The following is a 26,917-nucleotide window of genomic DNA, read 5'->3' as shown; positions in this document are numbered from 1 at the left end:
TTACTGATAACGCATACAACATTGCTATTAGTGTTGCTATGATTATTTAAAATGGCTCGCCATAAGGACCGATAATAATTATAAACGAAAAAATGTGAAAATAAACGAAAATAAATTTGCATTATTAGAAAAAATGAAATAACATAACATTAATAAATGAAAGCGTTTTCTGTCTTGTTAGTAACTGCATTTGGGAATTAATCATATTTTCAAATTTGTATTTATATGTAATTCAATTTCGATGATATGGTATTTACTTTTAAAGGGGTGTGGTGTTTTATGAATCAAAAATTAGCAAAAATGGGGATGCCTCCGACGCTTTTATGGGGATATATTGGTGTCTTAATATTTATGATGGGTGATGGTTTGGAATTGGCTTGGATCAGTCCATATCTTCATGAGCAAGGTTTATCTGTACAACAAACTGCATTGTTAACGACATGCTACGGCGTAACAATTGCAATTGGCTCATGGTTGTCTGGAGTGCTCGTTGAAATCATAGGACCTAGAAAGGTTATGTTGATTGGTACATCTCTATATATTATCGGACATGCAATATTTGTTGGTATTGCAATTCCGTCAATGAATTATAATTTAATGATTCCTTCTTATGCAATTAGAGGATTTGGTTATCCGTTATTTGCATATTCATTTTTAGTCTGGGTAGCTTATCGCTCGCCACAAAAACGATTAGGTGCTGCAGTTGGGTGGTTCTGGTTTGTATTTACAGGTGGTTTGAGTGTGCTAGGTGCCTTTTATTCTTCTATGGCGATTCAACTATTTGGTCATTTTGTTACTTTATGGACGGCAATTATTTGGGTAGTCATCGGTACATTTTTAGCTATTGTTGTGAATAGAGATAAATTTGAACTCGAAGATCGAGAAGAAGGATTTAAAGATCACTTAAAAGAGGTAGGAGCAGGCATTACTATATTGGCAAGAGAACCAAGAGTTGCTGTTGCTTGTATTGTACGTATTATCAACCAAGCGGCACAATATGCATTTCCGTTATTTTTACCAATTTATTTAGCAAGTAAAGGAATTGCGACGACGACATGGTTAAATATTTGGGGTACTATTTTTATAGCGAATATCATATTTAATTTAATTTTTGGTGCTTTAAGTGACAAGATTGGTTGGAAAAATACAGTTTCTTATATCGGTGGTATTGGATGTGCAATCTTCACATTAGGATTATATTTTATACCTGAATTGTTTACAGGCAATGTCTTCGTAGTTGGTACTGTAGGATTCTTATGGGGAATGTGTCTAGCAGGCTTTGTACCAATTTCAGCACTAGTTCCTTCCTTAGTGCATGATGGTGATAAAGGTCCGGCAATGGCAATATTAAACTTAGGCGCAGGTTTATGCGTATTCGTAGGACCAGGATTAGTGGCGCTCTTCTACGACAGTATTGGCGTTAAGGGTATGATGTACCTATTGTTCGGTTTATATATCGCAAGTGCAATTATGACCCGTTTCTTAAAAACACCAGAAGAACGCGAACGACTTAAAAGCAGAAAAAAAGAAATCGTTGAGTAATGTATAGAAAATGCATATTTAAAAATAAGATACTTTATTATTTACCATCATTATGAAATTCGATTTTATTTTTGTTCAAGTAAGCATATAGAACATGAATTCCGGAAGATAGCACTCAGATAATTGATTTCAATTTATCTGAGTGTTTCTTTTTTTATTCAATATTACGTATTATTGGCTCGCTTTCCTAGGGGACAGCTTCAGCCTGTAGTCTTCAGCTTGTCCTGTTCCCTCAGGAGTCTCGCCAAAACACAATTTAATAAAATATGACTATATATTAAAAAGAACAGTACAATTATCTTTTTGAATTTGTGTTGGAATATAAAATCAATAATGTTAACTATTAAATGTTTAATACCTTATCTACTAGCTTTTAGTTCAATATTTCGTATTGTTGGCTCGCTTTCTAGGGGGACAGCTTTGGCCTGTAGTCTTCAGCTTGTCCTATTCTCTTAGAAGTCTTGCCAACATAGTGGTTAAAGCATTATAAATGTACATTAAAATACTAATGTACATTAACATCCTCGAAATTTAATGGGTTTTGTTTGTGTTTGCAAATGTATATTCCCTTAATTACTGGCTATTTTTATTCAATATTTCGCATTATTGGCTCGCTTTTTTAGGGGATAGATTTATATGAGAATAGATAGTTTATCCTAGTAATAAATACAGTACTTAGTTGAGTTAGAAATAAGTGAATGATAGTAAGTAATTGACTATTGGTTAAGTGTATAGACCTATAGTCATATACATATATTGTGCGGATAGAGAATATCATACACCAAAACATTAAAAATAAAAAAACCGTCGACAATGACTGAGTGTTTGTCGACGGTTGGGTCAATCAACCATAAAATTGATTGACCTTTTTAAAGGCAAAAATAGTATCCATTGGGATAGGTGATTTCTAATTCATTTGGGATATAGATATACTATTCAATTTTTAGAAAGGTAAGGTTGATGAATATAAAATAGTAGGTGGATTGTTATTGGGATATTTGGATTATTGGAACCCACCAGAGACAAATTGTGATAACAGTTGTTTAATTAATTCAATAATTACACCTGACATATCGTTTCACCTCCATTAATAAGGGGTTATACATATATTGTAATATGTTTATTTATTTTGTGATTAAATAGTCCTTAATTCGTTATTTGGAGTGCTAAAGTGTAGATATTGTTTTTAATTCAATTCCTAATTGCTTAGTTATATTACATAACTGTATAAATCAAAATAATAAACTAGTCTGTATTATATAAAAAAAGATAGATAAATCGGAAAATTTCCAACAATATGCACAAAACAGTATAATTATACTTGATTTTCATGCAAAATACCTTTATTATGTATATTAATCTTATAATAACATTGGAGTGATGTAATTGGGGCGTACACAACAGCATTAAAAAAATTACAATCTTTTAAAGGAAAGCATTTTTTGAAGACGTGTGACTTTTCAGCAGATGAATTAAACACGTTGGTTGATTTTACTGGTGAATTAAAGGAAAAGAAAAAGAGGGGTATACCACATCCATATTTAAAAGGAAAAAATCTGGCATTATTATTTGAAAAGCCCTCAACGAGAACACGTTCAGCATTTAGTGTCGCTGCATATGATTTAGGCGCTTATCCTGAATATTTTGGACAAGGTGACATTCATTTAGGTGTAAAAGAATCTACTGCTGATACAGCAAAAGTGTTAGGCAGAATGTATGATGGTATTGAATTTAGAGGATTTCACCAAAAGGATGTTGAATCATTAGCAGAGAATGCAAATGTACCTGTTTGGAATGGCTTAACAAATGAATGGCATCCTACGCAAATGATTGCTGATTTCTTTACTTTAAAGGAAAATTTAGGCACATTATCAGGCAAAACGCTCACGTATGTTGGCGATGCGAGAAATAATGTGGCACATGATTTATTAGTTACGGGTGCAATACTTGGTGTCAATGTCCATATTGCAGCCCCAGTTAGTTTACAGCCTGATGAATCCATACAAGAAATGGCTCAGGCATATGCAGAGCAATCTGGAAGTCATATATTAATCACTGAAGATGTCAAACAAGCAATATATCAAACTGATGCAATATATACAGATGTATGGTTTTCAATGGGTGAAGATCAATCCGTGTTAGAAACACGTATCAATCAATTATTACCATATCAAGTGAATGAATCTATGTTATTGCAAACAATGAATCCAGATGTCATCGTGTTACATTGCTTACCTGCATTTCATGATTTAAATACGGAAGTCAGTCAACAAATCTATGAAACATATGGTTTAACAGAAATGGAAATGACTGATGACGTATTCCAAGGAAAACATTCCGTTGTATTCGATCAAGCTGAAAATAGATTACATTCTATTAAAGCGATTATGTCCGTTACACTTGGAGATATATTCTAAAATTTAAAACCAACACACGTTCAGTAGGCAACAAGAGCGTGAAATAAAGGCTACCAAGGTCACAATGACCTTGGTAGTTTTTTTAGTGAATTAAAAAGATTGAATGAATTATAGTTAGTTTTGAAAATGTTTTTCATAAATAGAATTTTAATTGATTAGAATTTTCTTTGAATGTATATTAAAAGCGATAGGGGGTTCTTGTTATGAGTAAATGGTTTGAGAAAGCACAACAATTTGGAAAGTCATTTATGTTGCCAATAGCAATATTACCAGCAGCAGGATTACTACTGGGGATTGGAGGCGCATTGAGTAATCCAAATACGGTAAAGGCGTATCCAATGTTAGATATCACATTACTGCAAAATGCTTTCACATTAATGTCATCTGCAGGCAATATTGTCTTTCAAAATTTAGCAGTTATCTTCGCGGTAGGTGTGGCGATTGGACTTGCCAAGAACGATAAAGGTACTGCTGCACTGGCAGCAATGTTAGGTTTCTTAATTATGAATGCGACTATGAATGGATTATTGACCATTACTAACACATTAGCGAATGATCAAAATTTAATATCTTCTGGTCAGGGGATGGTGCTAGGTATACAAACAGTTGAAACTGGAGTGTTTGGTGGGATTATTACTGGAGTTATGACGGCATTGTTACATAACAAATGTAATAATATCTCATTGCCAACATATCTAGGATTCTTTGGAGGCTCACGCTTCGTACCTATAATAACCTCATTATCTGCAATAATCTTAGGTGTCTTGATGTTCTTTGTGTGGCCAACAATTCAAGAAGGCATATATCAAGTCGGAGGAATCGTAGATAAAACAGGAGTGATTGGTACATTCTTTTTCGGTTTTATACTGCGTATGTTAGGTCCATTCGGTTTACATCATATTTTTTATTTACCATTTTGGCAGACGGCACTAGGAGGTACATTAGAAGTGAAAGGGCATTTAATTCAAGGGACGCAAAATATTTTCTTTGCACAATTAGGTGATCCGCATGTCACTCAGTACTTTTCAGGGATATCTCGTTATATGTCAGGGCGTTTTATTACGATGATGTTTGGTTTGTGTGGAGCAGCATTTGCGATATATCGTACAGCTAAAACAGAACGTAAAAAAGTCGTCGGTGGTTTAATGTTGTCAGCTGCATTGACTTCATTTTTAACTGGCATAACAGAGCCGTTAGAGTTTAGTTTTTTATTTGTGGCACCCGTTTTATATATTATTCATGCATTTTTAGATGGGCTAGCATTTATGATGGCAGATATTTTTAATATTACAGTTGGACAAACATTCAGTGGTGGATTGATTGATTATTTACTGTTTGGTGTATTGCAAGGAAATGCTAAAACTAATTTCTTACTAGTATTGCCTATTGGTATATTGTGGTTCTTTCTCTATTATGTCATTTTTAAATTCTTAATAATTAAGTTTAATTATAAAACACCAGGACGAGAAGACGAACCAACCACAGAAATAGTCGCAGATTCACAAAGGTCAACGACAATTGTTGAAGGACTAGGTGGCTCAGAGAATATTACAACTGTTGATTGTTGCGCGACTCGATTACGAATCACATTAAATAGGAATGAACTCGTAAATAAACAAATGCTAATGTCTACAGGTGCTAAAGGCGTAATCATAAAGGGGAAGGGCGTACAAATTATCTATGGACCACATGTTACAAATATTAAAAATGAACTTGAACAGTTATTAGGACTTAATTAATAATTATATAATTTTACTATAGAAAGCGAAGGAAATAGAGATGAAGATAATTAATATGAAAAATGCAACACTAGCTAGCCAATATGTAGCTACTGAATTGTTTAAGGTGATAGATAATAATTCAGCTGCAGTATTGGGGCTTGCAACAGGTAATACAATGTTAGAGGTTTATCGTAATTTAAATACTTTAATTTCAGCCAATAAATTAAATTTAAAAAATGTAAAAACATTTAATTTAGACGAGTATGTTGGTTTAAATGCATCACATCCTCAAAGTTATCATACTTATATGAGACAGCAATTATTTAAATATAATGATACATGGGATGAAAAGCATATATTTATTCCGAATGGTATCAGTAAAGATGTTAAAGCAGAGTGTCAGGCTTATGAACAACATTTAAATAAATATGGACCTGTCGACATACAAATTCTAGGTATAGGTGAAAATGGTCATATCGGCTTTAACGAACCAGGTGCATCATTCGACAGCATAACGAGAGTAGTGGATTTAAGTGATTCAACCATCAATGCTAATAGTATACATTTTGACAATAAAAACTGCGTACCGAAACAAGCAATATCTATGGGTATAGCATCAATTATGCAAGCGCGTCGTATTATTTTACTCGCTTTAGGTGCCTCAAAGCATACGATTATCCAACAATTATTAACGTGCGATGTTACAGAAGCATTGCCAGCGTCTATATTGCAAACACACCCTAATGTCGAAATCATTGTTGACGATGCAGTGTACTTTGGTGAATCAAATGGGGATCATAGATAAGAGATACGATTTCTAGGCTTAGTTTTGGGCATTGTTTACCTGTTGATGAATTACTAACAGATACTATTGCACTAGAAGTTATAATGAAGGTTTCGATCGTTTAGCACGTGGCGAAGCAGCGAGATTGGTCGTAATAATATCATAGAATTAGCGTACATTTAATCCGGAAACTTTAAAGTATTTCATTGTAAATCCATATTTTATTAAACAGTGTTTTGGCGAGACTCCTTAGGGAACAGGACGAGCGGAAGACTACAGGCTGAAGCTGTCCCCTAGGAAAGCGAGCCAACAATACGAAGTATTGAATAAAAAGCTAGTAGATAAGGAATTAAACATATAATGGCTAACATTATAGATGTTATAACCAAACACAAGCAGGATACATTTAATCCGGAAACTTTAAAGTATTTCATTGTAAATCCATAATTTATTAAATAGTGTTTTGGCGAGACTCCTGAGGGAACAGGACGAGCGGAAGACTACAGGCTGAAGCTGTCCCCTAGGAAAGCGAGCCCACAGTACGAAGTATTGAATAAAAAGCTAGTAGATAAAGTATTAAACATATAATGGTTAACATTATAGTTGTTATATCCAAATACAAGTAGGATACATTTAATATGGAAATCCTAAAGTATTTCATTGTAAATGCATATTTTATTAAACCGTATTTTGGCGAGACTCCTGAGGGAACAGGACAAGCGGAAGACTACAGGCTGAAGCTGTCCCCTAGGAAAGCGAGCCAATAATACGTAATATTAAATAAAAATAACCCTCAGATAAATTCAATCATCTGAGGGCTTTTTACTGGAATTGATATTCTAGAATTATTTTGAGTAAGTATATTTATTATCTCTGTAACCTCACTATTACCAGTATATAATCCGCTTTATAGTTGCCATGATATATTAACTTTGATCAAATGCAATGGGGAGGTGCATTTTCTATAGAACTAAGCCAATCATAGATGCGGAAATTATAGAAGCAAGTGTGGCACCTAATAATAATCTTAGTGCGAATGAGGCAACTTTATTGCCTTGGTCACTATTGATACCTTTTATTGCACCAACTATTATACCCACAGTCCCAAAGTTCGCAAAGCTGATTAGATAAACAGAAATAATACCCTGTGTACGTGTGGATAGTTCGTCCGCTATTTTTTGAAAATCTAGCATCGCTACAAATTCATTCGTAATTAATTTAGTTGCCATAATGGAACCAGCTTGAACAGCTTCGCTCCAAGGTACACCAATAATAAAGGCGATAGGTGCAAATATATAACCAATAAGTTGCTTAAAGTTTAAGCCGATTAAGTGAAAAATAAGTGTTATAGCTTCCATTAATGATATAAAAGCTAACAGCATAATCGCGACAGTGATAGCAATTTTAAAGCCATCTATCGCACTATCACCAATCATTTGGAAAAATGGCGTCCGCTTTGCTTTATTTACTGTAGTTTCGTTTGAACCAGCACTCAGTTCTAAATTTTTCATGTGTGAAAGATCATCTTCCTGATTTGAAGTGGGATAAGGATTGATGATACTAGCTACTATTAGTGCACTAAAGATATTGAGCATAACAGCAGTGACAACGAATTTTGGTTCGAGCATTTGCATATATGAACCTAACATCGCCATACTTACTGCACTCATTGCTGAAGTTGAAATTGTATAAAGTTTAGCGCGTGATAATTTAGGAATCATTTCTTTAATTGTTAAAAATACTTCTGGCTGGCCTAACATAGATGTTGATATAGCAAAGTAACTTTCCAAACGACCCATACGTGTTATTTTATTGATAAGATAACCTACATATTTGATAATAAAAGGTAATATTTTAAAATGATTTAATATCCCGATTAACACAGAAATAAATACTAATGGTAGCAATACATTTAAGAAAAATGTCGAACCGTTGTTATTTTGCAAATCACCAAAAACAAAGTTTATACCAGCGTTACTGATTTTAATTAAACCTTCGAAAAACGACCCTAGTGTAGTTAATATAGTTAAGCCTATCGTCGTATGCATCATAAATAATACGAGTAAGACTTGAATAATTATCATTATAAACGGTTTTTTAAAATCAATAGCTTTTTTATTGAAACTAAATAGAAATGCAATCAACAGTGCAAATAAGATACCTGTAATGGTAAACAGTATGGACATTTAATCACCTACAATTTATTAAAGGCAACAGCAATTTGTGCTCCGACAAATGCGTTGTTTTCTACTAATTTGATATTAGTTTCTAAACTTTTACCATTTGTTTGCTCTACGATGTATTTTAATAAGAATGGTGTCGAATCTTTTCCTGTTACACCTTGTTCTTCAGCTTGCTTTACAGCTTGACTGATAATGTTATTTATATAATCTTTATCTAGTGCATGTTCGGTTGGTACAGGATTAGCTACAACGATGCCACCTGATAACTTTAATGTGTTTTTTGTATGACAAATATTAGCGATACTGTGAACATCAGCTGCAGTGCTATTTAATTTAATGCCACTTTCACGTGTGAAAAATGCTGGTAATTCTGCAGTTTGATATCCAATAACGGGGACACCTTTAGTTTCTAAATATTCCATTGTCTTAGGTAAATCGAGTATAGATTTAGCTCCAGAACAAATTACCGTCACATTGGTTTGTGCGAGCTCCTCTAAATCAGCGGAAATATCCATTGTGTGTTCAACACCTTGGTGGACACCTCCGATACCTCCCGTCACGAAAAATTGTATGCCAGCTAATTCAGCACAAATCATTGTTGAAGCTACAGTGGTTGCACCGATTCTGTTAGTAGCAATGGTTTCGGCTAAATCTCTGCGTGACACTTTAATAACTTCTGAGCTTGAAGCAAGTAATTCTAGTTCATCTTCTTCTAGTCCGATTTTTATTTTGCCGTCTATTATAGCTATTGTTGCTGGGATGGCACCTTCCTTTCTAATAATATCTTCAACTGTTTTTGCCATTTTCACGTTTTGTGGATAAGGCATGCCATGTGAGATAATCGTTGATTCTAGTGCGACAATTGGTTTTCCTTGTTGTTTAGCGGTTGTAACTTCTTGTGAAAATTCAATATATTGTTCCATGTTTAAAATCCTCCACGTCTCTAAGTAATTGTTGTTTATCTAAGTTTTGTCTAACTGTGTATTGCGTTTCAATTGTTTTTAAGGCATTTACCATTCCGGCAGTTAAAATAGTATCGATGTCAAAATGGTGTATCCAACTAAAAATAACTGCACTTGAAAAGGAATCCCCAGCACCAGTTACATCGACAACACGATTTGACTTAATTACTGATTTAATGTGTTCTTCGCTGTCGCTACGGTAGATAAAATTTTTAATCCCATTCGTTATTATGACGTTTGAAACGCCAGCATCATTAAAGCGTTTAGCTACTTTACGTAAGTCAGAATCATCAGTAATGCTTGTATTGAAGTAAGATTCTGATTCATCTCTATTAATAATCAACCAATCAATTGCATGTAATGATGTCGGCATGTTTTTCATTTTTGGTGAAGAAACAGGAATAACAACGAGTTTAATATTATGCTTTTCTGAATAAGCGCATAGGAAGTCCATCGCACTTTTATCCAAATTCAAATCTACGACAATGCATTTTGCTTTAATTAATAGATGTGTACGTTTAATTAAAAATTCGGGTGTAATGTAGTTGTATACCTCCATATCTGCTAAACCATATTGCATATTACCGTTTGCATCGATAAGTGCAGTATAAGAACCGGTATTGGCACTTTCTATAGCTTGTACATGATCCAAGTTCATAAATGGGCTCGAAAGTTTATGAATCATATCCCATTCACTGTCATTGCCACAGACGGAAAGAAACGCTACCGTTTCTCCCATACGACCTAAATTCTCGGCAATATTACGTGCGACACCACCTACCGAACGAGTGGAGGTAACAGGATTTGAAGTTTCAGGCTGTAAATCTTTGATAACATTGAATTTTCTATCAAGATTAGCTGCTCCAATGCAGACAATCGGATAATCTTCATTTAATACGTAGGCTTTACCTAAAACATACTCTTTCTTAATTAAACCTGAGATGATATTAGCGACAGCAGGGCGTGATAATCCTATTGCTTCAGCTAATTCTTGCTGAGATATGAAAGGATTATTTTCGATACGTTGTAAGACCTGTTCCTCATTTTTATTCATTGACGTGCTCCTTTCTGTGCTTTTTTAAACAAAAGTTTACAAATTAAACAAATGTTTAGCTTACTACGAGATTAGCATGAGGGTTATATCATGTATACGCTTACATATGTAAAAAATATTCTTTCGATTTGTCACTTTATACAAAAATTAATAAAAATGTCTGCTTTTAATTTTCAAAAACGTTTAAATTAGATAATGTAAACTTATAAATGAAATAGGTTTACATTAATGATATAATCAAATAAATTGAAATAGGGGGAATTTAGATTGAATATTGCAAAGCGTATTTTAGAAGGTGACGCATTAACGCCGTCAGAAGCATATGAAATATATACAGATAATACTATTGATACATTAGAAATGGTGGATCAAGCATATCAGTTACGTAAACATTATTACGGACATAAAGTTAAATTAAATATGATATTAAATGCTAAAAGTGGTATTTGTCCGGAAGATTGTGGATACTGCGGTCAATCACGAGATATGAAAAAGAAAACACGCTATGGTTTAGTAGATAAAGAAAAGATTTCTGAAGGTGCAGAAGTTGCACATGATAATAATATTGGTACATATTGTATTGTGATGAGTGGCAGAGGGCCAAGTGATAAAGAGGTTGATTATATTGCTGATACTGTAAAAGATATAAAACAAGCACATCCACAATTAAAAATTTGTGCCTGTTTGGGTATTGCGAAAGATGAACATGCAGTTAAATTAAAAGATGCAGGAGTGGATCGATATAACCACAATTTAAATACAAGTGAAAATTATCATGATAATGTTGTTACGACACATACATATCAACAACGTGTTGATACAGTTGAAACAATGAAGAAACATAATATTTCACCTTGTTCAGGGGTCATTTGTGGAATGGGAGAAAGTTTACAAGATAGAGTTGATATGGCATTTGCGCTTAAAGAAATAGATGCAGACAGTATCCCGATTAACTTTTTGCACCCTATTAAAGGTACAAAGTTTGGTGACATGGATGAGTTAACACCAATGAAATGTATGCGTATTCTAGCATTGTTTAGACTGGTTAACCCAACAAAAGAAATTAGAATAGCTGGTGGTAGAGAGGTTAATTTAAGAGCCTTACAATCGATGTCACTGATGGTTGCGAATTCAATTTTCGTAGGAGATTACTTGATAACGGGTGGTCAACCAAACAAAATGGATTTCGATATGATTAAAGATATGGGATTTGAAATTGACTATGATAACCTCGTACCTGAAGTACAACAATAGTTAAAATTATTTAGGAAGATGATTTAAAACTGAAATTGAACAGGAACTTTTGGTCCCAATATTAAGACAAGCTCTCATCGTTTTTTATACTGAGTTTGTCTATTTTTATGTTCTATTTATATGGGTCTTACAATTAATGTGTTGGTAAAATTAAAGGTTCATTGATGAATAGAGTACAAGAAATCCTTATGAATCAATTAATATACATACACTGCTAACTGTCTTTGAGGTTATCGAACAGCGTAGCTATTGCTAAAATACTTTAATAGATTATTTATTCTAGGATGGATTGAACAAGAAGTATGGAAATAATGCTATCAAGTGTCAGAAATACAATTGACTTAAATAAACATGACTAATGGTTAATTGAATCATAGGGGATAATAAATGTATCTGTGTTAGTTCATAGTAATTAAGGGTAGTTAAAAATTAATTACAATATTTGTAAAAAAAGTTATTGACTAAATACGATCTTAGGAATAGAATACTTTTATTCCGATTAGTTTAATAAGAATAGGGGTTAGGAAATGAAGAAAATTTTGTATAGTGTTATTACATTAGTATTAGTGCTGGCATTAGCAGCATGTGGTAATAATGATTCTGACAAGAAAAACAGCGACAGCAAGACAAAAACAGTAAGCCAAGACAAAACATTTATAGTAGGAACGGAAGGAACATACGCGCCTTTCACTTATCATGATAAAAAAGGTAAATTAACAGGTTACGATATTGAAGTAATGAAAGCAGTAGCAAAAGAAATGGGTTACAAAGTTAAATTTAAAGAAACACAATGGGACTCAATGTTTGCAGGTTTAGATTCAGGACGATTTAATGTTATTGCAAACCAAGTAGGTATTAATAAAGAACGTAAAGAAAAATACAAGTTCTCTGAACCATACACTTATTCAAAAGCAGTATTGGTTGTAAATAAAAATAATAAAGACATCAAGTCATTTGATGATGTAAAAGGTAAAAAGTTAGCTCAAACATTTACTTCTAACTATGGTAAATTAGCTAAATCAAAAGGCGCGGAACTGACTAAAGTAGACGGTTTCAACCAAGCGATGGATTTATTACAATCAAATCGCGTAGATGGAACATTTAATGATAAAGTTTCATATTTAGATTATAAAAAACAAAAACCTAATGCTAAAGTAAAAGCAATTGAAGGTGATGCTGAGAAGAGCCAATCAGCATTGACGTTCACTAAAAAAGAAGACGACAAAACAATTAAAAAAGTGAATAAAGCACTTAAAAAATTAAAAGATAATGGTGAATTAGCAAAAATAAGTAAGAAATGGTTTGGTGAAGATGTTTCTAAACCTTAATGATGAACAACAACATGCTTTGGATGCTGCGGGACAAGCCTTCTTACCTATGCTAGAAGGCTTAGTGAAATATTCTATTCCAATTACATTAGTTACTTTTGTATTGGGATTGATTATTGCACTTATCACCGCACTCATGCGTATTTCAACTAGTAAAGTGCTAAGAGGAATTGCCCGTTTTTACATTTCAATCATTCGTGGGACACCGATGATTGTTCAGTTATTCATTATCTTTTACGGTATTCCAGAATTAGGGCGTTTACTTACTAATGATTCAGACAATCAATGGACATTAGCGCCAGTCGTGGCAGCTATTATCGGTTTATCATTTAATGTTGGTGCATATGCCTCTGAAATCATTCGTGGTGGTATTATGTCTATTCCTAAAGGACAAACAGAAGCGGCATATTCTATTGGTATGAATTACCGTCAAACGGTACAGCGTATTATTTTGCCGCAAGCAATTCGAGTGTCTGTTCCAGCTTTAGGTAACACATTCTTGAGTTTAATCAAGGATACATCATTACTTGGATTTATTCTCGTTGGAGAAATGTTTAGAAAGTCTCAAGAAGTTGCCTCAACAACCTATGAATATTTAACGATTTATTGTTTAGTGGCACTTATGTATTGGGTTGTTTGTTTTATTATTTCAATTGTACAGAACTTCTATGAATCTTATCTTGAAAGAGGGTACCGCTCATGATTGAATTGAAAAATATAAAAAAATCTTTCGATGATAAAGAAGTAATCAAAGGTATCGATTTGACAGTTGATAAAGGTGAAGTAGTCACGTTGATTGGTAGATCTGGTTCTGGTAAGACAACCTTGTTACGTATGATGAATGCACTTGAATTACCTACTGAAGGTGTCGTGTATGTGAATGGCATGTCTTATAAAAATGATGACAAAAAGTCACAAATTGCAGTTAGAAAACAATCTGGTATGGTATTCCAGAACTATAATTTATTTCCGCATAAGACGGCACTGGAAAATGTCATGGAAGGTCTTGTAACGGTCAAAAAAGTCAAAAAGGCAGACGCAGAACAACAAGCACTTCGATTACTTGAACGTGTTGGACTGACAGCTGTAAAAGACCAACGACCGAATGCACTTTCTGGTGGGCAACAACAGCGTGTCGCAATTGCCCGTGCTTTAGCGATGAATCCGAAAGTGATGCTTTTTGATGAACCAACATCAGCATTAGATCCAGAATTAGTTAATGAGGTGTTACGTGTTATCAAGGATTTAGCTAATGAAGGTATGACAATGGTGATTGTTACACATGAAATGCGCTTTGCTAAAGAAGTATCAAATAAAACAATCTTTATCCATGAAGGCGTGATTGCTGAGCAAGGTCCGCCAGAGCAAATTTTTAATCACCCAGAAACTGCAGAATTACAACGATTTTTAAATATTATACGTGAAGTTTAAAATAATAACATCCTTAGCAAAGTGGTTAGGTCCAATGCTAAGGATGTTTTTCTATATTATGATAAAATAATTTTGAATTTGCTTAATCATATATATAAATTAACGGCGTACAATAGGGCTATGTGTTATATGTAATCAGAACATAAAGTATCGTATGTCTTAAAAGGGAGATAATGAAAGTGATTTATTACACACGAAACGAGTGGCAACAAAATAACTTTTCAAAAAATATAGCAACGGAACAATTAGATTTAAATGAGATTGTGAGTCTTAATGATAAATTAACCCATAAAGAAATCAATGATATATACATACCGCTTGTTCAATTTTTAACTGAGAAAGTAAAAGCGGAGAAATCATTTATGTCATTTGTCAAAGATCATATGCTAGCTAAGAACCAGTCTATACCATTTATTATTGGTATTACGGGTGGTGTCTCTGTAGGAAAGAGTACGATGTCTAGATTGTTGTTAGAACTGATGCGTTCATATAATCCTAACTGGAAAGTAGAGTTAATTACGACGGATGGCTATATTTATCCAAAGAAAACATTGTTAGAACGTGATTTAATGTCTAAAAAAGGATTCCCAGAAAGTTACGAAACAAATCAACTCATTACTGATTTAAAGAAAATTAAAAGTGGCGAAGAGAATGTACCAACCTATACTTATTCTCATTTAACATATGATAGGCTGCAAGATGCATATCACTTTATCAATCAACCAGATGTATTAATTATCGAAGGGGTAAATATTTTTCAGACAAATAATTATTCTGAGGAATTAGTCAGTGATTATTTAGATTATAAAATATATTTAGATGCAGAAATTGAACAAATGAAACAATGGTATGTACAACGTTTCTTTAAACTACAAAGTGAAGCATTTCAAAATGAACAATCCCATTTCTATCAATATAAAGATTTAAGTTATGAAGAAACACAGCGTTTAGCCTTAGATATTTGGCAGTCAATCAATGAAATCAATATCAAAGAAAATATTATGCCGACACGTAAACGTGCGGATTTAGTCTTACATAAGGGGCATAACCATGAAATTGATTATTTACATTTCCAAAAAATATAACCATTAGCAATGAATCTGGGACATAATTACCGAGCATTAAGCCCATCAAAGATCAAATATCTTTGATGGGCTTGTTGTTTATATCGATACGCAGTATTGTATTGCTCGCTTACCTAGGGGGCTGGGTCGAGCCATGGTCTCGACACGCATCCTGCTCCCTCAGGTGTCTCGCAAACAATACGAGGTTCATATATGTTATTACTACAAAAGAGAATGCAAAAGCCAATTTGACTTTATTTAAGTCTGAAAGACTAATGTACCAGACCTATTTTATTATGTAATTTAATGTAGCGAGCAATAAGAAATCATATATATAATAAATATTTATTTGGATTATGTTACGATAAATTAACTTTCGAATTGGATGTGCAATTTTTCGTATTTAAAGACGAATGAGATTACACATCTACAGTTATTAGAAAGCGTTTACAATAAAGGCGTAAGGAGGTTGCTGATGTGTTAAGTAAGAGACAGCAACAAATATTAACTTTCTTACTGGAAAAAGAAGGTTTTGCGACTATTCATCATTTAGCAATGCAGTTTAATGTTTCAGAAAGAACGATTCAGTATGATCTAGAATACCTGGAAAGTATGGCGCAGCAATTGTCACTTGAGATTGCACGTAATAAAAATAGAGGTATTAAAATTAAGCGTCACTCAGAATATATGAAGAGTGAATCAGTTCAATTTTCTAGTATTGCTATGCATTATTCTAGGGACGAACGCGTACTCTATATTATCTTAAAGTTATTTGAGTCTATTGAACCTACATCCTCTCAATCTTTAGCGTCATTGGTTTCTGTATCTCGAAGAACGATAGTGGAAGATTTGAAACGTGTACAGAGTTGGGTAGAGTCACAAAGTTTAAGGTTGGAATATGTTAAAAATAAAGGCTTTGTGATTAAAGGTGATGAAAGTAATTATAGAAAAGCATATGCAGATAGAGTAAATGCATACTTTCAAACACATACACATAACATTGGACATCAGTTGTTTTCGAATAAAGAGCTAGAATCTATACGGCGTACAGTAACTGAGACATTGTTTGAAACACAATATCAACTTGTTCAAAGTGCTATCGATGGTTTGATATATCATATATTAATTGCCATACATCGCACTAGAGAAGATTTTGTATTTGATATACCTACAACAGAATATCAAAAGTTAGCTCAAACAAGTCAATTTATTGTGGCGAAACAAATTCAATCACAACTGGAATCTAACTTTAATATTACATTCCCTAAGAGTGAAGCGGCGTTTATAACTTTGCATTTATTAGGAGCTAAGACATCAGATATACATGATGACAACAATGTGGTAGACGACTTAGAAATCATGGTTGAGCAACTCATTGAAAGAATGAGTGGAGATTTAGGCATTGATTTAATGGCAGATAATAAATTGTTAAATGGTTTAGTTGTTCATCTAAGACCAGCCATACACCGCTTGCAATTTGAAATGAGTCACCCTAATCCTTTAAATGATGAGATACAGAAGGAATATCAACAATTGATAGAAAGTATTCATCGTCACATTTGGGGGATTGAAGAACTTTTCCAAATTTCATTTACAGCAGATGAATTATCATATATTACCTTACATTTTGCTTCGGCAATTGAACGTATTAGTAAACGTAGTGGTCAGGCGATAAAGGTCATACTGTTGTGCGGTTCGGGTGTTGGGACATCCCAACTATTGAAAAGTAGATTGAGCCATATTTATCCTGAATTGGAAATTGTTGATGCTTACTCTATTTATGAAGTCAATGATACTTTGTTAAAGCATGAAAAGATAGATTACATTATCTCGACAGTACCTTTCGAACAATCAACAGTACCTGTAGTCCAGGTGAGTCCTTTTTTAAATAAAAGCGACCGACAACAACTCAATGAGATTATTAATCAGGCACGTGAACAGTATGTAGCAGAAACTAAACGTATTGGTCCTAATTTGATAGAGGTATTATCTGAGACTAGAGTATTAACAGAACAACAATCAGTATCACGTGATAAGGCAATTCAGCAATGTGTTGCACTATTAGAAGCGGACGGTATTGTCGATGGTGGATATGCCGATGACATCATAACGCAGTTGGAGAACTTTGGACCTTATATGGTAATTAGCCCACATATAGCACTCATACATGCAAAACATGAACATGTGAAACAGTCTGTAGGCTTTAGTTTGGTACATTACACCAATGGTATTACGTTCAATCACAGTCAATATGATCCTGTCCATATAGTTGTAACTTTAGCTACCAAACAGCCACAAATACATTTAAATGCACTGCGACAATTGAGTGAATTGATAATGGATGCGCGAGGAAGAGAGGATTTGTTCTCAGGTGACAAACGTCAAATTATGAACTGGATAAAAGATGTCAGTAAATCATAGCATGATAGAGGAGGGTAAAGCGTTTGGAAATATTAACGCTAGATAAGATACAGATAAAAGATGCAGTAGATAATTGGGAACAAGCTATTGATATAGCATCACACCCATTGTTACAGCAAGGCTATTTTGAAAAGAGTTATATTGACGCGATGATTAATAGCGTAAAGGAACTTGGACCTTATATTGTAATTGCACCAGAGATTGCTATTGCACACGCAAGGCCAAATGAAGATGTAAAGCAAGTAGGATTAAGCTTGTTGAAATTAAATCAACATATTAATTTTTCACAAGATAATCATTTCGCTAGTCTCATATTTGTATTAAGTGCAGTAGATAATGAAGGACATTTAGAAATTCTTAGAACTTTAGCTTCAACATTAAGTGATAAAGAGACAGTAAATAAATTATTAGCTGCTACAGACGTAGCAGAAATTAAACAGATATTTAAAGGAGAATGATGAAAATGAAAATTTTAGTTGTATGTGGTCATGGTTTAGGGAGTAGCTTTATGGTTGAAATGAATGCTCAAGAAGCGTTGAAACAATTAAATGCCCCAGAAGATATAAAGGTCGAACATAGTGATGTGATGACAGCCAGCCCTGATATGGCAGATTTATTTATATGTGGCAGAGATTTAGAAGAAAACACAAAAAATTTAGGTGATGTTCTAGTATTAGATAATATTTTGGACAAAGATGAATTGCAATCAAAATTAAATGATAAGTTAACGGAATTAAATATTTTATAACAAGTTGGGAGGTAGTTGAATGAAACCGATACTTGATTTTATAGTGGATGTCTTGAGTCAACCTGCAATTCTTGTTGCTTTAATTGCTTTAATAGGGTTAATTGTACAAAAGAAATCAGCTGCAGATGTGACTTCAGGAACAATTAAAACAATTTTAGGATTCTTAGTATTGAGCGCTGGTGCAAATGTAGTGACACAATCTTTAGAACCCTTTGGCAAGATCTTTCAACATGCATTTGGTGTACAAGGTGTTGTTCCTAACAACGAGGCAATTATTTCTATTGCACTAGAAAAATATGGTACTACAGCTGCGCTGATTATGGTGTTTGGGATGATTGTAAATATTATTATAGCGCGTGTAACGAACTTGAAATATATCTTCTTAACAGGACATCATACATTTTATATGGCAGCGTTTTTAGCTATATTATTATCTGTAGGGCATATTACAGGCACAATGACTGTCATTATTGGTTCTGTAATTCTAGGGCTTATTATGGCCATATTACCAGCATTGGCACAACCAACAATGCGTAAAATAACAGGCAATGATCAAGTTGCTCTAGGGCATTTTGGAACGATAAGTTATTGGGCAGCAGGGCAAATTGGTAAATTGTTTAAAGGGAAATCGAAATCTACGGAGGAAATTAATTTTCCAAAGGGATTAAGTTTTTTACGAGAAAGTACTATTAGCATTTCATTAACAATGATTATTCTATACGTTGTAGCGTCACTATTTGCCACACCTGACTATGTACATAGTGAAATTAGTAATGGTCAAAACTTTATTGTTTTTTCATTAATTCAAGGTGTGACATTTGCTGCAGGTGTATTTATTATCTTGACTGGTGTGCGTTTAATTCTTGCAGAAATTGTACCTGCATTTAAAGGTATTTCAGAAAAGTTAGTACCAAATACAAAACCGGCATTGGATTGTCCGATTGTCTTCCCTTACGCACAAAATGCTGTGTTAATTGGATTCTTTGTCAGCTTTATTGTAGGTGTGTTAGGTATGTTTGTCTTATTCCTCTTTGGGGGTGTAGTCATTCTACCCGGAGTAGTTGCGCATTTCTTCTTAGGCGCTACTGCAGGAGTGTTTGGTAATGCACGTGGCGGTATACGTGGTGCTGTTGCAGGTGCTGCATTGAATGGTCTGTTGATTACCTTCTTACCATTAATCTTCCTACCATTCTTAGGCGATTTAGGTGGTGCTGCGACTACATTCTCAGATACTGATTTCCTTGTTGTAGGTATAATATTTGGTAATATAGCAAAATACCTAGGATTAATTGGCATTATTGTTTTAATCTTATTGATAGCAGGTATTTCGATCTTATTCCAAAAACGTGTTAATCAACATGTAAACAATAAATAGGCTACTAAATTAAGTCTAAATATAATTAATAACTAAGGGTATTAATCTTAGAAAAGTAGCATTCAGATGATTGAATTATATTTATCTGGGTGCTATTTTTATTTGCAATTTCGCATTATTGGCTCGCTTTCCTAGGGGCCAGCTTCAGCCTGTAGTCTTCAGCTCGACCTGTTCCCTCAGGAGTCTCGCCAAATAATGCCTAAAAATGATGAATATACATTAAAATATTAATATACATTAACATCCTCGAAAATTAATATGTCTTGTTTGTGTTTGCAAATGCATATTTCCTTAATTACTGGCTATTTTTATTTGCTATTTCGTATTATTGGCTCGCTTTCCTAGGGGCCAGCTTCAGCCTGTAGTCTTCAGCTCGACCTGTTCCCTCAGAAGTCTCGCCAAATAATGCCTAAAAATGATGAATATACATTAAAGAGAGCTAAGACATTACGGAATAGCTCTTTTTTGTTTTGATAAAGTGAATTTACATCACAAGTATTTTTGATAGCTCGAACATAGGGATTATATTGTTTCTTGAAACGGTATTTATATCTTAATCCTCCTTAATTAATAGTAAATAAAGTATCATTTAAGTGAAAAAATAATATAAACTACAGTTATTTCTAAAATAATAATATTGTAACGTGCAAAAGTTTATAAAAATCATGCATAGCGTGTTAGAATAAAAATGTTATTTAATTTAGCGATACAAGGGAGTGGGATATAGTGTTGTATACAATTACATCGACTTTGCCACCGATACATGGTGGACGTACGAAAGCATTGTTAAGTCGTATACAGTTAATGAATAAGGAACTTTCTGCAACGAATACGATTTTAACGACGAATTATAATGCTGATTACCATCAAGTAATCGAAAGCTTTATAAGTAATGGGAAGTTAGGTGCCAACATAAAAGTAGAGAATGTATATGATTGGCTGGCAGATTATAATCTACTTTATACACCTAATTCAAAGGAAAGAAAAAAGGCTAAATATTATAAAACCAAGCGTAAAATCAAAGGTTTAAAACATAAGGCTAATGAAAATAATAATAATATTGTTCGTTACTATGATGGTGATGCGTATGTTTTATATCGTAAATATAGACAAGATAGCGATGTATTAGACTTTGAGGATTTTATGACCCCTTATTGTAAGAAAAGAGTAGAACGTTGGCATTATAACGAATTTGGTCAATTACATAAGAAAACATATTATTCTACAAAGCGATATGGGAAAATCGCTGAGAAATTTTATGATAGGGATGGCAACAAATATTGCGAAAAGTTTTTTGCGGATGATGATAAAACAACCTTATTACTTATACAACTTTATAAAAAAGGCAGAATGTATAAAGCATTTTCTACTGAAAAACAATTGTTTGAATATTATTTTGAAGAACGTTTAACGGATGGGGATATTGTGTTTAACGATGCGAGACTTTTAGATAGACCATTGCTAAACCAAAAAAACAATACGAAAAACGTATTAGTATTACATAACTCACATTTAAATAATGATGAAGTAAAAGGTTCATTTAAATTTGCATTAAAGCATAGTGAAAAAGTAACGAAATATTTAGTATTAACAGAACACCAAAAGCAAGATATTCAAAGTGTTTATGATATTGAAGATGAAAAATTTGCTGTCATACCTCATTTTACACTTCAGAAAAACCCCAAATATAGCAAAGACCAACCTCAAGATCGGTTCATCTATATTGGAAGATTTGGCCACCAAAAGCAATTAGATCATCTTATTAAAGCGTATCATCGTTTTAGACAGAGGGGCTATACTACCAAACTAATGATGTTTGGCAAAGATGAAGCAGGTCAATTACAAATGATACAAGATTTGATAGATGTATATAAATTAAATGAATTTGTTGAAATTAATGAATTTACTAATAATCCATTACTTGAATTTAACAATTCTAGAGCCTCTTTATTAACAAGTAATTATGAAGGATTTGGTTTAACGATTATGGAAAGCATAGATGCAGGCTGTCCAGTTGTTTCATATGATGTTAAGTATGGACCTAGAGAAATTATTGAAGAAGGAAAAACTGGATACTTGGTTGAACCTAATAATATAGAAGATTTTGCAGAAAAAATGATTCAAATCGTTGAATATCCACTAACGAATGTACGTACAAATGAGCGATTAAAATATAAAGCAGCTGTAGAGAATTATAAGGATTTATTACAGATATTAGCACATAAAAAGTCTAAATTTAGTAAGATTTTTGATAAAATAAAATAGTGATAACACTTTAAGTATCAGTCCATTTAAGGATTGTAAAATTTTATATGAAATAAGCACTTAAATGAATAAATAATATATAGTTTTTGTCACTTTGGAGGAGAGAGAAAAAATGAAAATTAAAAAAGCGATTATACCAGCAGCAGGATTAGGGACAAGATTCTTACCGGCTACGAAAGCAATGCCAAAAGAAATGTTGCCAATCCTTGATAAACCAACGATTCAATACATAGTAGAAGAGGCTGTAGCGGCAGGTATTGAAGATATTATTATCGTTACAGGTAAACATAAAAGAGCTATCGAAGATCATTTCGACAATCAAAAGGAATTAGAAATGATTTTAGAAGAAAAAGGAAAGCAAGACTTACTAGATGAAGTTCAACATTCTAGTAATTTAGCTAATATGTTTTACGTAAGACAAAAGGAACAAAAAGGTTTAGGACATGCAATTTGGTCAGCAAAACAATTTATCGGGAATGAACCGTTTGCTGTATTACTAGGTGACGATATTGTTCAGTCAGAAGTACCAGCAATTAAACAATTAATGAATCAATATGATGATACAGGAAAATCAATAATCGGTGTGCAACAGGTCAATGAAAATGAGACGCATAGATATGGTATTGTCGATCCTGCTGAATCAAATGAAGGTTTATTTAGTGTGAATAAATTTGTAGAAAAACCAGAACCAGGAACAGCTCCTTCAAACTTAGCAATTATGGGACGTTATGTATTAACACCACAAATATTCGACTATCTAGAGAAACAAGAAATTGGTGCAGGTGGCGAAATTCAATTGACTGATGCGATTGAGCGATTAAACAAAGATGATAAGGTTTATGCATTTGACTTTAACGGTGAACGATACGATGTTGGAGAAAAACTAGGTTTTGTTAAAACAACAATACAATTTGCTTTAAACAATGAAGAAATGTCTCAAGATGTTAAAGCATATATTCAATCATTAGATTTATAATTTGAGTTTATAAAGTAAATTGCTGCTAGTAATGTGGCATATCAATCAATGTAATTAGTAAAAAAAGAACGTCAATTTCTAACTAGAGCTGCAGAAATTGACGTTTTTTAATGACTGTTTATAATATTTTAAAGTGTAAAAGAATACGATGATTTGTGTGGAATCATGTATATATTTAAGTTTCGCAAAAATAATGAACTGCAATTTATCAATATTTATTGCAACATTTCTTTATAGACTTTATGATTTTGATAAATTGTTGTTAATAGTGGTGCTTGAATTTGATGTTGATCAGCTAATTTAAGCAAATGACCTTGTAAATGATCGGCTTCTATATTTAGACCTTTTTCCATATCACGCTGCATTGAAGTTTTGAAATGATAGGATAATTGGGTGAGTGCTTTCATGTATTTAGGAACGATTTGGTTATCTAAAGGTGCGCCTTCTGCACGCATAATAGTGGCTACTTCATTATATAATGATTCAATAAATTGAGTACCACCGACACTATCTCTTATTGGACCTATAGGTGCATGCATTAATGTTGTAACACCTGATAATACGGTTATCATTAAATATTTGTGCCACATTCCTTGTGTGATATTGTTGCTCAAGATAAATTGAGCCTTGGAATTTGAGAAGGCCTCCGCAATATGTTTGGCACGTTGACTATCCTCGCCATTTAATTCGCCGAAAAATAATTTGTCGAATGTACTTGTGTGAACAATCTCGCCAGAAGTATCAAGCGTGGTTTCAATTACGCAATAACCTCCCATGATATTACTTTTACCAAATTCAGATTGCAATGTAGGAATGTGTGCAATGCCATTAAGTAGAGGAATAATGACTGTATTATGATGTATAAATGGTTGTAAATCTTCGATAGCGTGTTCCAAGTGATATGACTTTGATGAGAGTAGTACAACGTCGAAAGCTTCGGCACGATCATCCCGAGTAATTAATTTAGGATTGAAGTTGAAATCACCATTTTCACTATGGATAGCTAAACCATTTCTTTCTAGGTATGACTTTCGTTTTGGACGAACTAAAAAAGTGACATCCTGACCACTTTCAGCTAAACGGCCACCAAAATATCCGCCAATACCACCAGCACCTAGGACTAGAATTCGCATATAAACACAACTCCCCTATAAATATGTATTATGGATGTAATAACTGTATACCACAATCATCCATAAATTACGCATATAAATCAATAACTATAAGCGATAAGCATTTTGAAAAACTATATATACAATTTAATTTTTATGTTATTTTAAAATGTGAAAGGGGGGATACAATGAAAATATCAGGAAAATATACATATAAATGGAAAGATATTAAATGGCTAGATTTTATTTTACCGGTTATCTATTTAGTTAGTACATTTGCATTGTCCTTAATTTGTTCGATTTTTGTATTTATTTTATATTTAGGAACTGAAAATAAGGCTTTTCAAATGAATGATCACATGTTGAATATGATACAGTTAATTGTAGATTTGATTGCCTTCATTATTTTATTTGGGACATGGATACTATTTTATAGACGATCCTTTAAGGACCGTTTGACACAAGGCATTAAACATATGAAACGGTATTGGAAATTAATTATACTCACGTTTATTGTGTTATTCATTCTAAAGGCAATTTATCCTGAATTGGTAGATTTATTTGCTCCGGAGTCTTGGAAATTTGACGAAACAGAAAATGATAAATTAATTGAGCAAATGTTTGCTACGCCATTTTCAACGTTTTTAGCATTTTTTTCTATTGTGATTATTGCGCCAATTAATGAAGAATTTTTATTTAGGCATTTGTTAATTGGTGAACTTGGTAAGAAATTCAGCTTTACGTTGATGTCTATCATTTCAGTTATCATCTTTGCTTCACTACATGTCACAGAAGCGAAATCACCTTTAGAAATTGTGATGTATTTAATTATTGCTATCGGTCTCGCGTATGTTTATTTAAAGTCAGGTCGAAAGTTGTCTGTTGCGATAGCGTTACATGCGTTAAATAATTTAATTGCATATTGTGCTATGGTATTTATGGTATGAACAGTATAGAAACATGCTATAAAGCTATAGGATTAAGCTGTTTCACATGGAACAAAAAGTTAATATAAAGCATATGAAATTGAAGCATACAGAAAATTCTAAAAATTAGATTGACTAAACATGACCAAAATGCTAGGATTAAATAAATTCAAATACATATTTATAACTCTTATCAAGAGTGGTGGAGGGATGTGCCCGATGAAACCCAGCAACCGTCGTAATACGAAATGGTGCTAATTCACAGAAAGTATTTAACTTTCGAAGATGAGAGAAGCAGAATGCCTTCTCTTTATTTAGAGAAGGCATTTTTTATATGAATAATAAGGAGAGATGACATGAAAAAATTTACATATGCAATTCTGTTATTGAGTTTAATTGGTGTTTTAGCTGCTTGTGGCAAATCAAATAGTGATGCAGCAAATAAAAAAATAACTATCGCCGCATCACCTGCACCGCACGGAGAGGTATTAGAACACGCAAAAAAAGCAATGGCAAAAAAGGGCTACGATTTAAAAATAAAAACAGTAAATGATTATAAAGTACCGAATAAATTATTAGATAAAGGTGATGTAGATGCAAACTTTTTCCAACATGTACCTTATCTTAAAGCAGAAAGAAAAGATCATAATTATAATATAGAAGAAGTAGGTAAGGTATTCACTACGCCAATGGGTGTTTATAGTCAAAAGTATAAAAATATTAAAGATATTCCAAAAGGATCTACAATTTATGTATCGAATAATCCTGCAGAAGAAGGTCGATTCTTATCATTCTTTGTTGATAAAGGATTAATTAAAATTAAAAAAGGTGTCAAAATCGAGGATGCTAAGTTTGATGATATAGTTGAGAATAAAAAACAACTTAAGTTTAATAATAAACAAGGTGCTGAATTTTTACCTAAGACATACAAGAGTAAAGAAGGCGCAGCGGTTATTATGAATTCGAATTATGCAATTGATAATGGACTGACACCACATAAAGATGCGATTGCAGTTGAAGGGAAATCATCACCTTTTGCAAATATAATAGCAGTTCAAAAAGGGCATAAAGGTGATAAAAAGTATCAAGAATTATTAAAGGTATTACAATCCAAAGATATGAAGTCATTTATTAAAAAGAAATATGGACAAGATGTCATACCTTATGAAAAATAACTATTTAAAAATCATATTTTGATTTGAGTATATGCGTATTGTAAAAAGGTACTACTTGTAAAAATTATAAGTAGTGCTTTTTTATTATATAAAATAATGTTTTATTGTAACTTGCTCTTAATGTCAAATAGACCTACAATATAATTGCTGATATTAACTACAATATAAACAAAAGCCTT

At 33.1% G+C, this 26,917-nt stretch carries 21 protein-coding genes and 1 riboswitch; of the genes, 17 read left to right on the top strand and 4 right to left on the bottom strand.

Annotated features, from left to right (window positions below; translation table 11 throughout):
* The first annotated feature begins 279 nt into the window (after positions 1-279).
* The 4 genes from SH09_RS15255 to nagB all read left to right on the top strand — a co-directional run bounded on the left by SH09_RS15255 (position 280) and on the right by nagB (position 6,485).
* Positions 280-1,542, top strand: coding sequence for an MFS transporter (locus tag SH09_RS15255; protein WP_042740445.1), 1,263 nt, complete (start codon positions 280-282; stop codon positions 1,540-1,542).
* Between the two features lie 1,385 nt (positions 1,543-2,927).
* Complete coding sequence (argF, locus tag SH09_RS15250; RefSeq protein ID WP_082039251.1) at positions 2,928-3,959, top strand: ornithine carbamoyltransferase; 1,032 nt, start codon at positions 2,928-2,930, stop codon at positions 3,957-3,959.
* A gap of 203 nt (positions 3,960-4,162) precedes the next feature.
* Positions 4,163-5,698, top strand: a complete 1,536-nt coding sequence (locus SH09_RS15245) for a PTS transporter subunit EIIC (protein ID WP_042740443.1) — start codon at positions 4,163-4,165, stop codon at positions 5,696-5,698.
* A 40-nt stretch (positions 5,699-5,738) separates the two neighbouring features.
* Positions 5,739-6,485, top strand: a complete 747-nt coding sequence (nagB, locus tag SH09_RS15240; RefSeq protein ID WP_042740442.1) for a glucosamine-6-phosphate deaminase — start codon at positions 5,739-5,741, stop codon at positions 6,483-6,485.
* A gap of 941 nt (positions 6,486-7,426) precedes the next feature.
* Here the strand turns inward: nagB and SH09_RS15235 are convergent.
* The 3 genes from SH09_RS15235 to SH09_RS15225 are packed head-to-tail and all read right to left on the bottom strand — an operon-like array spanning position 7,427 to position 10,663.
* Positions 7,427-8,650, bottom strand: a complete 1,224-nt coding sequence (locus SH09_RS15235) for a NupC/NupG family nucleoside CNT transporter (protein ID WP_042740441.1) — start codon at positions 8,648-8,650, stop codon at positions 7,427-7,429.
* 8 nt (positions 8,651-8,658) lie between these two features.
* Positions 8,659-9,570, bottom strand: coding sequence for a pseudouridine-5'-phosphate glycosidase (locus tag SH09_RS15230; RefSeq protein ID WP_042740440.1), 912 nt, complete (start codon positions 9,568-9,570; stop codon positions 8,659-8,661).
* On the bottom strand, positions 9,554-10,663 hold the full coding sequence (locus tag SH09_RS15225; protein ID WP_042740439.1) for a carbohydrate kinase: 1,110 nt from the start codon (positions 10,661-10,663) through the stop codon (positions 9,554-9,556). The genes SH09_RS15230 and SH09_RS15225 overlap by 17 nt, the downstream gene beginning before the upstream one ends.
* 267 nt (positions 10,664-10,930) lie before the next feature.
* On the opposite strand from SH09_RS15225, the gene bioB reads away from it, so the two are divergent.
* The 11 genes from bioB (at position 10,931) to galU (ending at position 23,525) form a co-directional block, all read left to right on the top strand.
* Positions 10,931-11,917, top strand: a complete 987-nt coding sequence (gene bioB, locus SH09_RS15220; protein ID WP_042740438.1) for a biotin synthase BioB — start codon at positions 10,931-10,933, stop codon at positions 11,915-11,917.
* Positions 11,918-12,444: 527 nt separating this feature from the next.
* Positions 12,445-13,245 carry an amino acid ABC transporter substrate-binding protein gene (locus SH09_RS15215; protein WP_042740437.1) on the top strand — a complete coding sequence of 267 codons (801 nt, stop codon included), beginning with the start codon at positions 12,445-12,447 and terminating at the stop codon, positions 13,243-13,245.
* On the top strand, positions 13,229-13,948 hold the full coding sequence (locus tag SH09_RS15210) for an amino acid ABC transporter permease (protein ID WP_042740436.1): 720 nt from the start codon (positions 13,229-13,231) through the stop codon (positions 13,946-13,948). Before SH09_RS15215 ends, SH09_RS15210 begins: the two co-directional genes overlap by 17 nt.
* Positions 13,945-14,676, top strand: coding sequence for an amino acid ABC transporter ATP-binding protein (locus SH09_RS15205; RefSeq protein ID WP_042740435.1), 732 nt, complete (start codon positions 13,945-13,947; stop codon positions 14,674-14,676). The genes SH09_RS15210 and SH09_RS15205 overlap by 4 nt, the downstream gene beginning before the upstream one ends.
* Before the next feature lie 179 nt (positions 14,677-14,855).
* Positions 14,856-15,761 (top strand): type I pantothenate kinase, encoded by a 906-nt coding sequence (gene coaA / locus SH09_RS15200; protein WP_232155116.1) that lies wholly within the window; start codon positions 14,856-14,858, stop codon positions 15,759-15,761.
* 456 nt (positions 15,762-16,217) lie between these two features.
* A complete protein-coding gene (locus SH09_RS15195; protein WP_042740433.1) occupies positions 16,218-18,161 on the top strand; it encodes a BglG family transcription antiterminator in 1,944 nt (647 codons plus the stop codon).
* Positions 18,162-18,184: 23 nt separating this feature from the next.
* On the top strand, positions 18,185-18,619 hold the full coding sequence (locus SH09_RS15190; protein WP_042740432.1) for a PTS sugar transporter subunit IIA: 435 nt from the start codon (positions 18,185-18,187) through the stop codon (positions 18,617-18,619).
* 5 nt (positions 18,620-18,624) lie between these two features.
* Entirely contained in the window at positions 18,625-18,909 is a 285-nt protein-coding gene (locus SH09_RS15185; protein WP_042740431.1) for a PTS sugar transporter subunit IIB, read from the top strand.
* Positions 18,910-18,928: 19 nt separating this feature from the next.
* Positions 18,929-20,284 (top strand): PTS ascorbate transporter subunit IIC, encoded by a 1,356-nt coding sequence (locus SH09_RS15180; protein ID WP_042740430.1) that lies wholly within the window; start codon positions 18,929-18,931, stop codon positions 20,282-20,284.
* A gap of 726 nt (positions 20,285-21,010) precedes the next feature.
* Positions 21,011-22,549 carry a glycosyltransferase gene (locus SH09_RS15175; protein WP_042740429.1) on the top strand — a complete coding sequence of 513 codons (1,539 nt, stop codon included), beginning with the start codon at positions 21,011-21,013 and terminating at the stop codon, positions 22,547-22,549.
* Between the two features lie 112 nt (positions 22,550-22,661).
* Positions 22,662-23,525, top strand: a complete 864-nt coding sequence (gene galU / locus SH09_RS15170) for a UTP--glucose-1-phosphate uridylyltransferase GalU (RefSeq protein WP_042740428.1) — start codon at positions 22,662-22,664, stop codon at positions 23,523-23,525.
* A gap of 215 nt (positions 23,526-23,740) precedes the next feature.
* On the opposite strand, the gene panE is transcribed toward galU, so the two are convergent.
* Positions 23,741-24,658 carry a 2-dehydropantoate 2-reductase gene (panE, locus tag SH09_RS15165; protein WP_042740427.1) on the bottom strand — a complete coding sequence of 306 codons (918 nt, stop codon included), beginning with the start codon at positions 24,656-24,658 and terminating at the stop codon, positions 23,741-23,743.
* A gap of 167 nt (positions 24,659-24,825) precedes the next feature.
* Between panE and SH09_RS15160 the strand changes: the two genes are divergently transcribed.
* Both SH09_RS15160 and SH09_RS15155 read left to right on the top strand, forming a co-directional pair.
* On the top strand, positions 24,826-25,584 hold the full coding sequence (locus SH09_RS15160) for a CPBP family intramembrane glutamic endopeptidase (protein ID WP_042740426.1): 759 nt from the start codon (positions 24,826-24,828) through the stop codon (positions 25,582-25,584).
* Positions 25,585-25,750: 166 nt separating this feature from the next.
* Positions 25,751-25,855: riboswitch (SAM riboswitch) on the top strand.
* Positions 25,856-25,919: 64 nt separating this feature from the next.
* On the top strand, positions 25,920-26,738 hold the full coding sequence (locus SH09_RS15155; protein ID WP_042740425.1) for a MetQ/NlpA family ABC transporter substrate-binding protein: 819 nt from the start codon (positions 25,920-25,922) through the stop codon (positions 26,736-26,738).
* The last annotated feature ends 179 nt before the right edge of the window (positions 26,739-26,917 follow it).

The organism is Staphylococcus gallinarum (assembly GCF_000875895.1).
GTDB lineage: Bacteria > Bacillota > Bacilli > Staphylococcales > Staphylococcaceae > Staphylococcus > Staphylococcus gallinarum.
The sequence above is the reverse complement of the archived record's forward strand: the minus strand, read 5'-3'. Positions and strand labels throughout refer to the sequence as shown.